Annotated in this window: 6 protein-coding genes and 1 pseudogene; 4 read left to right on the forward strand and 3 right to left on the reverse strand. The window is 35.8% G+C overall.

Annotated features, from left to right (window positions below; all coding sequences use genetic code 11):
- Positions 1–144: 144 nt before the first annotated feature.
- Entirely contained in the window at positions 145–330 is a 186-nt protein-coding gene (locus F6K18_RS04555) for a hypothetical protein (RefSeq protein WP_287519059.1), read from the forward strand.
- Positions 331–533: 203 nt separating this feature from the next.
- Here F6K18_RS04555 and F6K18_RS04560 read toward each other — a convergent pair whose 3' ends face one another.
- Positions 534–4,721, reverse strand: coding sequence for a response regulator (locus F6K18_RS04560; protein ID WP_287519061.1), 4,188 nt, complete (start codon positions 4,719–4,721; stop codon positions 534–536).
- 766 nt (positions 4,722–5,487) lie between these two features.
- Positions 5,488–7,941 carry a phenylalanine--tRNA ligase subunit beta gene (pheT, locus tag F6K18_RS04565; RefSeq protein ID WP_287519063.1) on the reverse strand — a complete coding sequence of 818 codons (2,454 nt, stop codon included), beginning with the start codon at positions 7,939–7,941 and terminating at the stop codon, positions 5,488–5,490.
- Between the two features lie 91 nt (positions 7,942–8,032).
- On the opposite strand from pheT, the gene F6K18_RS04570 reads away from it, so the two are divergent.
- A complete protein-coding gene (locus tag F6K18_RS04570) occupies positions 8,033–8,170 on the forward strand; it encodes a hypothetical protein (protein ID WP_287519065.1) in 138 nt (45 codons plus the stop codon).
- A gap of 923 nt (positions 8,171–9,093) precedes the next feature.
- Positions 9,094–10,704: a serine/threonine-protein kinase gene (locus F6K18_RS04575; protein WP_287519067.1), complete on the forward strand. Its 1,611-nt coding sequence runs from the start codon at positions 9,094–9,096 to the stop codon at positions 10,702–10,704.
- Positions 10,705–11,473: 769 nt separating this feature from the next.
- Here F6K18_RS04575 and F6K18_RS04580 read toward each other — a convergent pair.
- Positions 11,474–11,947: a pentapeptide repeat-containing protein gene (locus F6K18_RS04580; RefSeq protein WP_124147052.1), complete on the reverse strand. Its 474-nt coding sequence runs from the start codon at positions 11,945–11,947 to the stop codon at positions 11,474–11,476.
- Positions 11,948–12,699: 752 nt separating this feature from the next.
- Between F6K18_RS04580 and F6K18_RS04585 the strand changes: the two are divergent.
- Positions 12,700–13,714, forward strand: a pseudogene (locus tag F6K18_RS04585) (transposase).
- Positions 13,715–13,728: the final 14 nt, after the last annotated feature.

The following is a 13,728-nucleotide window of genomic DNA, read 5'->3' on the forward strand; positions in this document are numbered from 1 at the left end:
AATAGCTGATAGCTGACAGCTGATGGCTGAATGCTTACCTAAAAACTAACAATTAAACATTATGTCATTAAAAATATTCAACTAACAATTACTCTATCTGATCCAAAATTAGAAGAGGAACAGCTTCAAACAGATACCGAGAATATGTTGTCGGAAATTAAAGAATTTGATGGCGTACAAAATGTAGATTTAATGCCAATAGAAAAAGCCGAACCTAATGCTAAAAGTATCGGTGGTTTTTTAGTAGGAATTCTCACTGCAGAAATTAATGCTAAATCTTCCCATAATTATTGTCCTCATATTGCTGGCTATTCTATTCCACTATTTTAGTTGTGGAGCGTCCAGAACGTCTATTTTTGGCTGTCTGTTTTTAACGATCGCTTGTTTTTGGTTGTCTGTTTTTTGCGTTGGCGGAGCAAGTGCGGCAGCTATATCGCTTGTCTTAGCAAGAGTAACTTTTGACTGGCTATTCTAATGCACCATTTTAGATGAAACAGTCCACTACCAATAGCTCTTCCTTCTTCCTTCTTCCTTCAAATATAAGCTTGAAGTTCCGACCGTAGGACAGTGTCAACCCGCTGATATTCTGCTTGTAACTGAGAGAAAATCTTATCTGCTCCTTCTGTTGTACCTTCACGCCCAATATATTCCAACTCTTTGCAAAGCTCAGACAAATTACTAGCTCCCACAGAAGCACTGCTAGATTTCATACTATGAGCAGATCTTTGTAGTAATATTGCCTGCTGTTGCTTAATTGCTTGACTCATTTCATCTAAAAGTTTAGGTGAATCTTCCAGATAGCAATCAATTACTTCTACTAAAAGCTCTGATTCACCTCCAGCCATTTCCTTCAACTCTTGCAACACTAATAGATCGACGACTCCTTTTAACTCTAGTTGAGGTAAAACATCTTGTTCAGTTTTTGTTTCTGGGAGACTGCATTTACTTAAAACTGTAGTCAATGCTTCTAAGCGAACTGGTTTACTAATATAATCATCCATACCAGCAGCTAGACAATTTTCCCGGTCGCCCTGCATTGCATTGGCTGTCATAGCGATAATACGCGGGCGTTTTTCTTTTTCCCATTCAGTACAAATTTGGCGTGTAGCAGTCAAACCATCCATTTCTGGCATTTGTACATCCATCAGTACCACATCATAAGATTGACGACGTAAAGCGGCTAATACTTCTAAACCATTAGCGACAACATCAACTCGATATCCTAAATTTTTGAGAATATTAATTGCTACTTTTTGGTTAACGACGTTATCTTCAGCTAATAGAATTTTCAGAGGTAATTTTTCTGCTAACTTGGAATTTGATTGAATTTTAGATTTTTGGGTACTATCAACTATACTCTCTCTCAGGATACCTACTAACACTTTTTCTAGTTGAGATTGTTTAATTGGTTTGTTGAGATAAGCAGTAGCATTGATATTAACGTTCTGAGTAGAGTATTCTAGTTGACTTAGAGAACTGAGAAAAACTAAAGGTAATTCTTGACAATTAGGTAACTTGCGAATTTTATTAGCTAGAGTGAAGCCATCCATTACTGGCATATATACATCTAGAATCGCAAAATCAAATGTCTGTCCTGACTGTAATAAATTTATCGCTTCTTGCCCACTACCTACAGCTTGAGAAATCATACATAAAGATTCTGCTTGAAGTGTTAGTACTTGCCTGTTAGTAGCATTGTCATCTACAACTAACAAATGTTTATTTTTTAATATTGTTTCAGTTTCTGATTTCTGACCAAGACATGAATTTTCGCCAATAGCAGTAGCTACTACAGTGAAAAAGAAAGTCGAACCAATTCCTGCTTCACTTTCTACCCACATCTTTCCTCCCATAATTTCACTTAACCGCTTGCTAATAGCTAATCCCAACCCTGTCCCTCCATAGTTACGAGTTGTAGAGGCATCAACTTGACTGAAAGGTTTGAACAGACGATCCATACGTTCTTTAGGAATACCAATACCAGTATCTTTAACCGCAAATTGTATTTCGTAGACAGTAGAGCAGGGAACATATGATTCTAGACATTCTGTTTGATTGGGAATGGGACAATCCCTTTTTTGGGAAGGGTTTAAATCTTGATTTTGAAGTGAAGCTGTTACTGATAATACCACTTCCCCAGTTTTTGTAAATTTGACTCCATTACTGAGGAGATTAACTAATACTTGACGTAATCGAGTTACATCTCCTACTATAACTTCAGGAGTTTGTTGCTGTATTAGATAAGCTAGCTCTAAATTTTTTTCGGCTGCTTTTGGAGCCAATAAATCTAGACATTCCTCTATACAGCTTCGGATATTAAAAGGTTGTTCCTCTAAACATAGTTTGCCAGATTCAATTTTAGAGAAATCAAGAATATCGTTAATTAAGCTCAATAAAGCATCTCCACTGTTGCGGATAACTTCGACAAAATCTTGCTGTTGTGAGTTTAGCTCTGTGTCTAACAGTAAACCTGTCATCCCAATAACTGCATTCATTGGAGTCCGGATCTCGTGGCTCATTGTTGCCAGAAATTCACTTTTGGCTCGGTTAGCAATTTCTGCTTCTTCTTTAGCAGTTCTGGTTCGGTCTTCTGCTTGTTTCTTCTCTGTGATGTCTGTTATTGTGCCAACAGCGCGATAGGGTTTACCTGATTCGTCACAAATACGTTGTCCTTTGGTCAATATCCAGACATAATGCCCATCCCGATGTTTGATGCGATGGTTATGCTGAAAACGTTCTGTTTCCCCTGCTAAATGTGCTTCTACATCTCTGAGAGTTGCTTCTAGATCGTCTGGATGTATATTATCTGACCAAGTAGATAAAGTGTGAGGAAGTGGATCGTCTTCGTAACCAATAATTCTCATCCAGGTAGGTGAATAGTAAACCTGATTTGTTTGTATATCCCAATCCCAAATACCATCGTTTGTACCAGATATAGCAAGTGCATAGCGTTCTTCGCGATCGCTCAAAATAGATTCTATCCGGCGACGTTGAAGAATTTCTGCACTGAGGTCTTGATTTTTTTTGTGTAGTTCTTGAGTTCTTTCCCTGACTCGGTTTTCTAGAGATTCGTTTGTGTGCTTAATTTCAGTAAATTTTTCCTGTAAAGCTAATAGCATTGACTGAAAGTTAGCAGTGAGGGTATTAATTTCTGCGATTCTACTCTTCTTTGCCAAACCTATAGGAGCTTCTTGATACAGTAGTTTTTGAGATAAGTCTGTGGTTACTTGTGTCAGTGTTAACATCGGTGCTACTAATTTTTTGCTCACTAAGACTGATATGATTAATCCTACCACTGCGATTATTTGCATTGTCACCAAATTTTTAATATAACTCGTTTCTAGGAAGTCTATGTAAGGAGCTGTAGGTAATGTTACATATAGAGTCCAAGGAAGATCGGCACTAATTTGCATCTTTTTTCCATAGAAAGATTTTTTCCATCGTTTCATCTTTGGCATTCCTGGTGTTGTTGGTTGCCACTTAAAGATATCTCCTTCGTATTCCACATTTCCTGTTTCCTGTAAGTCAAATTTTTCCTTCGTAGTTGCCTCTGAGCTACCCTCAGTAATGATGTATTGTTTGCTATCAACCAGTATTATATTTATTTCTTTTATTTGAGTATTTAGTTGCTGAAGTTGACCTAATTCAGCTATGCCGACAGAAGCATAAACTATTCCCTGGAAGCTATTCTCTTTGACTATTGGTACTATGATACCTATATGAGGAAAAGGAGATGCTTTATCTCTATGAATATCTGTAACTTGTGGTTGCAATTCTTTGGCAAGTTTGCTCCAAGTATACTTATTAGATATGTTTAAGTTGACTAATGATTCTCCTAATTCATTCAATGCAGGTTCAGCCGCAATTATATTACCCTTAGCATCAGTAACATATACTTTTAAAAAAGAGGTAAATGCTTTTTTTATTACTGATGTACTTTGTTGAAGAGTAGATATTTCATTCTCAGGTACTTGAGCTGCTATTTTTGCTAATTCTTCAACAGCATACAAGTGTTTTTGATACCAAAACTGTAAATTATTTACCAGAGGAATTGTTGTTGCCTTCAGTTCTTTTTGAATATCTTTTTCTACTATTGTTAGTATATGTTGTCCATTCAATATTGTGAGGATTAAAGCAGGTAATAAAATCAATGCGACTAATAAGTGAAAAATAGTTTCTTGAAAAGAGATTTTTTTGTAACTTTTAGATAATTTAAACAGTTGATGTATAGGTAAATAACTGATAATCAAGTTAGCAATTAAGGCATTTAAAAAGCCATTAATTGACTGCTTCAACATAATTAATACAGTTTGTGTTGTACCTACGTTCAACATTAATCCATAAAATAATGCTACTAGAGGCATCCCAATCAAAAGCCAATATATTCCATCTAGCAAGACTATATTTTGCCAAGGGCGACGCTTTAACATTATTCCCACAAATATAGCTTCCAGAGTAAAGATAGCGATCGCATAGGGATGGTGCCAGAGGAAGTATGTGTGACTACCAGCAATGAAGGCGGCTATTGTTCCCCATATAACTCCATAGAGTTCGACTATCATAAACACTGCAATACTACCGAAGAGAAAATCTACCCCAAAGAATAAAGGTAATTTGAAATAATTGCCTAAATAACCTAAGATGATTAGTAATATTAATCCTAGTTTGCTTGTCAAGCTATAATTTTTTAGTGATTTTTTATTCTTATGGGAAAAGTTCATTTTTTTTTACTTTGTTTTTGGCAGTTATCAATATTCATAAAATTACATTTTACTTGATGGTATTCAAGTTGTCTAAATTAGGATAATTAAACTTCGTAATTATTCAGAAGTTTGAACAATAAATATTATATTAACTGTCTTAATATTAATCTATTAATGAAAAAATAGCTACAGATATAAGCTGATAATTTGGTTAAGGTTCTGATAAATTTCTCCCTATTCCCTATTCCCTATTCCCTCTTTTCTGGAGATATCTATAGATGTATTTAGGGCTTGCTGATAAAATATCAAAGCATTGAATGATATTGGTTTTAGCCTTTTTAGGAACGAAAAAAGTGCGCTTGTTTCAGTCTAATACCAATTTCATAAAATATTGCAAAGCGTGAGGACACACTTAACTGGGAACACCGGAGCTGGGAACAGAGAAAGAAAAACATAAATATTAAAGAGGAAAAAAGGTGGAAATTTTAGAATTTATGGAATTTATAATTTTTTATTTTAAGAATAAATCACAAATTAAGATGTAACTGCCTTTGCGTGAATTTGGTATAAAACGCTCAAAAAGGAGCGTATTTTAGGCGCATAGTTTGGCAGAAAAATCAAGGGACAATTCTTATTCCTATCTCCTCGCTCATTCCCATTTCTACTGTCTCCTGTCTCCTGTCTCCTACCCCCTACTAAAAGACTTTTTCAGCAAACCCTATTTATTGTTGATAATTCATCATTTTGATGTTGATGATAAACTACCAACAATAACTCACAAATATTAACTTCTGAGATTTACTTGAAATTGATCAACCAAAGCATCTCGTACCTTTTGCTGAATTGGATCGATATCTGCATCAGTAAGAGTACGATCGCTCATCCGATAGATTAATCGAAATGCTAAACTCCTTTGACCCTCCGGTACATTTTTACTCCGATATTCGTCAAATAATTCTATTGACTCTAATAACTTTCCAGCAGACTCAGAAATTACCTGTTTAATCTCATTCACAGACACCTCAACTGACACAAAGAAAGCAATATCTCGGTCAGCAGGTGGGAACGTAGAATAACCACTAAACTTACGCCTCAACATATCTGCTTGAGTCATCACTGACAAAAGTACCTCTAAATTTAGTTGAAAAACATAAACCTCATCTGGTAACTCTCGCTCCTGTCGTAGTTGAGGATGCAATTGCCCGAATACACCGAGTGACTTACCCTCCAACCATAAAGACGCTGTTCTCCCTGGATGCAACAAAGGATTTTCTGAGCTTTGTTTATACTCAACTACTAAATAGAGTCGTTCAAACACTTGTGTCAAAATACCTTTAGCTTCAAACCAACTTAAAGGTTGTTCCCGACCACCTAGAGTCCAACTCTTGGGAGCATTACCCATAATGCCAGCGATCGCATCTGCTTCCTCAAATTTTTCTCCCTGCTTCCAGAAAGTACGACCTATTTCAAACCCATTTAATGCTCCATTTCCTTGTTCGAGATTATATTGAAAAGCATCAATAAGTCCGCTTAATAATTCTGTACGGAGAGCAGAATATTCCACAAACAGAGGGTTAGCGATCGCTATTTGATTTTCTCCACCTTGCTTAACCAAAGAATAGTGCATCAATTCTGTTAACCCTGCTCCGCGGAAAGCTGCCCTGAGATTAAGCACAGCAGACTGTTCCGGTGGTAAATAACCCGCAGCACTTTTACTTGGTAGAGTTTCGCAGAAGTTATCATATCCATACAAACGGGCGACTTCTTCTATAAGATCTATTTCCCGTTCTAAATCTCGATAACGATACGGAGGTACTGTCACATTCCAAACTACTTCTTCTGTAGTCTCCGATCTAATTAAACCACATCCTAAAGATGTGAGAATACCTTCCACTTCTTCTGGTTGGAGAAAAGATTCATACAGAGTACCTTCTCCGCGCTTCAGCGGTCCTAAAATTTCATTAATTCGTTTGAGACGCAGGGATAGTTCACGAGTTACTGTCAGGTGGTCTCCTGCGGTGCTAAAAGTTTCTTGGGTAGTAGTATTTCCACCAGCTAATTCGGTAATCAACATAATAGCACGACGGCAGGCCAATGCTAATTCAGCGTGATTAACCCCACGTTCATATCTAGTTGATGCTTCTGTGCGTAGACCTTGAGTCCTAGCTGAACGACGGATAGCGATCGGAGCAAAAATTGCTGCTTCCAATAATATGTTTGTGGTCTTGTCATTAACTTCCGTTTCTTCTCCACCCATTACTCCAGCTAAAGCAACTGGTTTGTCATTGGCCGTAATTAATAAAGTTTCAGCTTCCAGGGTGCGCTTTTGACTATCTAAGGTAGTGAGAGATTCGTCAGGTTTTGCATAACGAACTCCTATTGTCAACTGCTCATTACCTGTCAGGGTTATTAGCTTGTCTAGGTCAAACCCATGAAGTGGTTGACCCCACTCTAACAAAATATAGTTAGTAACGTCTACTACATTATTGATAGACCGAATACCTGCAGCATCCAATCGTTGTTTTAACCATCCTGGTGAAGGACTAATTTTTACTCCTTCAATAAAAGTACCAATATAGATCGGGCAAGCTGCCGACTCTGAGATATCTATTTTCAGACTACTAGAGCTTTCTTGCTCTGTAATCAGAGCGCCAGAAGCTTCTGGTATTCTCAGAGATGCTCCTGTCAAGGCCGCCACTTCTCGAGCAACACCAATCATACTCAAAGCATCAGCACGATTTGCTGTTGTTGTCAAGTCTAAAATGACATCATTTAGACCAAGTAAAGGCCGAACATCACTGCCTAACTGAGGATTTTCTAACTCAAAGATATGAATTCCTTCAGCATCTTTTGTTAAGCCCAATTCTGCTAAGGAGCAAATCATCCCTTCAGAGGGGACACCTCGCAGTTTACTCTTTTTAATTTTTAAGTCAATTTTCGACAAATAAGTACCAATAGTTGCTACTGGCACATAAATATCTGCTTTAGCATTAGACGCTCCACAGACAATATTTAATGGCTCTGCTTTGCCAATATCTACTTGGCAAACTTTAAGTTTATCAGCATTAGGATGCTTATTAGCTTCTAATATTTTTCCTACGACTACCCCAGTTGCCCAGGTGCTTCGATCTTCTATTTCTTCTACCTCGAAGCCTGCCATTGTCAGAGTTTCGGCTAATTCTTCTGGAGAAATTTTGATGTCTACCAGTTCCCGCAACCAGTTCAGAGAGATACGCATTCTTTAATAATTCCCGATCTTGAGGCACAGTAGAGCAAGATATTTGCTCTTAGGCCATATTTATAACTTCAAGTAACATTTTATCTCTCTGGTGGGTGGGGTCATTGTCGAACTTTTAATTTATCGTCGGTCTTTATGGTCAATGGGATATGGCAAAGAAACCGCTATCTGTTCTATCATCAATGGAGGTTTGTTTGCCTTACTATTCCCTTTTCCCGACCTCAATTAAATGTGAAATTAATTTTCACAGGTACTTAAACTTTGGGCATGGGAGGGGAATAAGTTAGTTTAAGACTCCCAACAAATCATTAATTTGGTAGTATTTAGACAGGTACTTAAACTTTGGGCATGGGAGGGGAATAAGTTAGTTTAAGACTCCCAACAAATCATTAATTTGGTAGTATTTAGTTAGTAGTTGGCCTTAACCTTCCACTAATTAATTCTGTATGCCAATACTTCCTTTAACCGTTATATCCTTTTCCTGACTTCTAAATTCTTCTTCCAGGATCACAAAAGGTAAAAGTAACATTTGTCACTTTATTAATCTTTATTAATTACTAATTCACTCAAATGATTATTAGTTAAAATTTTTCACTTATATTTATCTTCTTTTGACTTTTGTGGAGGTTGCAGATACAGAAATCAAAAATCATATTAATGCTTTCGAGTAACTCATTAGTATTACGGATTGCTACTTTTGATTTTTAATATTTGATGCTTCTACTTTTCTGTCCTGACTAAAATACCTTTTCTGATTATGGAAATATTTGATTTAGAGATAAACTTAATCTTAATCAAGAATTTTGTGATTTGAGATTATTTTGCAAAATAACTATAAAATTTAATCATATTATCATTTTACTATTACATATTATCATCTTACTATTACATAAGTATAATGTAATATATCTAGATTATTAAGTTAATGATTTAAAATCAATCTAATCAATCAAATGTGTAACATACCTATCTCTTGTTAGGAAAAATATATAACTATATATCTGGACTCATCAAACCGGGACTAGGATAAATGTATGAAATTTTAGATAATAAGCTTTGTGTAAATCAAAATAAATTGGCCTTTGTTTAGTGAAATTAGTGTGAAGAGATTGGTCATTCAAAGAAAAATTCAAATTAATATTTTTGTATAATATGAGCTACTGTATAAATCCTGCCTGTGCTCAACCTCAGAACCCAAATAGTTTAAATCGCTGTCAAGCTTGTGGTTCAGAGTTGGTTTTGCGCGATCGCTATCAAATTATTCAACCTCTTGGTAAAGGAGGATTTGGAGCAACTTTTTTATCTAAGGATACTTCCTTGCCAGGAGATCCAATTTGTGTAATCAAGGAATTGCGTCCATCGACAACTACGCCAAATGTATTAGACATGGCGCGAAGACTATTTGAGCGAGAAGCTGAAACCCTGGGTAAAATTGGCCATCATCCCCAAATACCTAGATTATTGGGTTATTTTGAGTGGAAGAAACATTTTTATTTAGTTCAAGAATATGTAAGTGGCTCAACATTAAAACAGGAAGTCAAAAAACAGGGTTTACTTAATCAAGAACAAGTTAAACACTTTTTGATCGAGATATTGCCAGTAATAAGTTATATCCACAGTCAGGAAGTAATTCACCGAGACATTAAACCTGCTAATATCATTCGGCGGAGTCAGGATGGTCATTTAGTTCTGATCGACTTCGGTGCAGTCAAAGATCATGTTAATCAAACTCATCTTGCCAGTGGTGGTACAGGAGAAACTGCTTTTACAAATATTTCTATTGGTACTTCTGGTTTTGCTCCACCAGAACAAATGGCTTTGCGACCTGTATACGCAAGTGATATTTATGCCCTAGGAGTAACTTGCATTTTTCTGCTGACAGGAAAAACTCCAAATAGCCTTGGTTACGATCAGATCAATGGTGAAATTCTCTGGCGTCCTCTTGTTAATATTAGCGACTGGTTTGGGGAAATATTGGAGAAAATGCTAGAAGTTTCTGTGCGACATCGCTTCCAGTCAGCAGAAGAACTTTTAACATCATTGAAGAAAAAAGAATCTGAGAACAAACAGGTTGAACTAATTCCAGATAATAGTCTAAATAATGTATTTAGAGAAGAGTCCACAGTTTTTAATGACAATGAAAATGATTTTTCCTGGATGTCTACTAATAATCAAATTGCTCAAAAAATTCGAGAACGCAAAACTCGTTTAGAAAGGAAACCTACAACTCGATCTCGACCTCAGATGAAGATGAGCAAAGAAGTTTCTAAAGGATATTTGACGACGATTTCTGCAAAAAAGACAACTGGATTAAATTCTCAAACTCCCGATAAATGGACTGCTGCAACGTTGCGTAGTGCTTATGCTAAAGGTAGAAGAGATTTTCCTGATTGTAATTTAAGTCGCTTGAATTTGCGTAATGCCAAGTTGTCTGGAGTTAATTTTTATGGAGCTAATTTACATCAAAGTAATTTGCAAGGTGCAGATTTGTCCCATGCTAATCTTGGTCATGTTAATTTAACTAATACTACTCTCAAAAATGCAAATTTGACAAAGGCTTATTTAAGTACAGCTAGTTTGGCAGGATGCGATCTGCGGGATGCAGACCTGACAAATGCTTATCTGAATGGTGCGAATTTACAAGGAGCAAATCTGTGTGGTACTAATCTTGATAATGCAATGGTAAATCAGAAACAACTAGATATGGCAAAAACTAATTGGTGGACAATTATGCCCAACGGTAAAAGAGGTTCGGGATTCTAAAATAGTGGATATTTACTAATATATATAATATAATAGTGGCCGAAAAATTTTCAGGAGTTGCTTCATGCTCGAAAAATTTTTTTATACGACGATGATTACGTTATTACTGCCTATTTTATTAAGTATATCACCTTTTTCCAAACCTCAAAGTTTGAATTTTAAGGAAATAATATTATGTCCGCTTGAATACTTATGCTTTGGTGTAGGAAAGGCAGAAGGCATAAGGCAGCTATGCTGAAGGATTTCTTTCAATTGAAACTTAATTCTATACACGCTCCGATGCGACTGGACATGATATAACATGGAAAAACAACCATATTCAAGATATATCTCCGGAAACTTAATTTTTGTATAGGTATTACAAGGGTTTGATTGGCAATACTAGAAACCCACGTCGAATGGCGTGGGATATTTTTAGTAATATCAAATCCGTTTAATTAGGTATAAAAATATTGTCCATCTTCACCATTAGGAAATCTTGATATAGCGTTTCTCAGACTACTGAGGTACTGGTGTTTTTCTTCTTTTCTCTCTTGGTGCGCGCCTCCTTGCGACTGTCGTTGTTGCGGGGTCGCACCGCTATTCTCTGTTTCCCGAATTACTACTCCCTACTCCCCCACAACAAACGAATTTTGACCTCACCAGCATGGGAATTGCTATAACTGTTTTTCCTCTTGACTCCTGAGGACTGACTCCTATCTTCAAAAGATTTTATACCGATGCTACCGGATTTGATATAACCTCAAATTTGATACTTTTTAATAAAAATCTAATGGCTTCCTGCCCAAGTCACCCACTTGCGAGAAACACCTAAATGAGAGCTAGCTGCACTTAATTCTGCTTGATTAACATTTGCTGCGGTCAAATCTGCGCCACTCATTTCTACTTCATTCAGGTTTGCTCCAATTAAGTCTGCACCAGTAAGGTTAGTACTACGCAGATCTGCTCGATTCAGATTAGCTCGTGCTAGGTTTGCTCCTGTCAAGTCAGCACCGATTAGATTAACATCACTTAAATTCGCGCTACGCAAGTCTGCATAACTAAGATCGGCACCAGATAAATTTGCTTGACTTAACTCAGCTCCACTTAGTTTTGCCCGACTTAAGTCAATCCCACTTAAATCAGCTTGATTTAGATTAATCATAGTCAGTTTTACCCCACGCAGATTTGCATTACTGAGACAAACTCCTCGAAAATAACGTTTTCCTATAGAGTAGCGACTCAGGAATTTTTGAGCATCCATATTTTTCAACTCCGTTTGAGAAAATTAGTTTTTTAAAGATTGTTTATTTTTTCATGGTGGCAGAAACATCAAAAAATGTAGCTAAAACTACACAAAAGTTTAAAATTTTATAAATTTGTATGAAGCTCAATTGATATCATGAAGAGAGGAGTCAGAAGTCAGGAGTCAGGAGTGAAGAAGAGAGAGTTTTAATACCAAGGGTGATAAATGTTTGCTACATTTTCTTGAGCGGGGGAGTAGGGTAAAAGTAAACATAAGAATAAATAGATAGACTACAGTGCTCAAAGCATTCTACTACTCCCTACTCCCTACTCCCTACTCCCTAACCTAAAATAATTTTGTAGTCTACTTAAATGAATTGCCCTCTAATATTATGTCCGGATAAGAGCGTGATCAAAAAAACTTTCTCCTTTTCCTCCTCTTTTTTCTTGCTTCTTCCTTCTTTCTTCCCTCCTGAGGACTGAGGACTGAGGACTGAGGACTGACTCCTCCGTCATTTATTTATAACTATTCAACCGGACATGATATAATCAGGACTTACGCAGGTACGCTATATGTAGCGTATCTTCTTATTTAAGTAGGTTCGATTCTAGTTCATAGTTTTTGGCAATATATACTATCTTAAATACCAGTCGTTTTCTAGTAGTAATCAGAGCATAAGTTTTTGGTAAACATTGTTAAAATTTATTAAATAAATTCAGCCTAAAAATGTAATTGTTAGATAATTTGATTATTGTATAAATGTATAAAATATGAATTTTACCTATGTTGATTACTGTCAATATTTACTCAATTATCAAACAAACTATACCATCACAAATTTGGCAAATCATCTAGAAAAGATTAGCCATGATACAATTAATCGCTATTTAAGAATAGCAAATTTAAACTCTCTAGATTTATGGCGAAATGTCAAAGAAGAAATTGTGACCGACAAAGAAGGTTATCTAATTTTCGATGATACAGTTATTAATAAGAAGTTATCTGATAAAATTGAAATTGTTCGCAGACAATATAGTGGTAACGAACATCAAGTAATTCGAGGAATAGGAGTAGTTCACTGTATTTATTTCCATCCTAAAAGTGAACATTTTTGGATAATAGATTATAGAATTTATGATCCAGATACTGACAAAAAAACGTGAGTTTGATCATGTTGAAGAAATGATTTTTCATGCTGTAAACCATCAAAAACTACCATTTAAAACTCTATTAATGGATAGTTGGTATGCAACACAAAGGTTAATGGCCTTGATAGAGAATTTAGGGAAAATTTATTATTGTCCATTAAAAATAAATCGTTTAGTCGATGATACTGGCGGTGTAGAAAAATATAAAAATATTGGAGAATTAACTTGGAACAAATCAGAAAAAATATCAGGTAAAATAATTAAAATTAAAGGGTTTCCAAGAGATAAAAAAATTCAGCTATTCTGGGCAACTATTTCTACCAATAGAACAGAATACATTGTAACTAATGACTTAAGTCAATCTTCAGTAGATGCTGTAGAGTTTGAGTCTCAAATTAGATGGAAAATTGAATAATTCCATAGAGAAATTAAGCAATTAACAGGTCTAAAATTTTGCCAATGTCGTCTGGGTAAAATTCAAAAAAATCATATTGCTTGTGCGATGTTGGTGTGGATTTTTTTAAAAAGGTTGGCTGTAAAAATAGGAAAAACTATTTATCAAGTTAAGCATGAATTGTTATCAGATTATCTAGTCTCAGAATTGAAATATCCTTCAATTAAAATGAAACTTGTTTAACTTGAATAGCTGAA

Source organism: Okeania sp. SIO2C2, from assembly GCF_010692625.1.
GTDB lineage: Bacteria > Cyanobacteriota > Cyanobacteriia > Cyanobacteriales > Microcoleaceae > Okeania > Okeania hirsuta.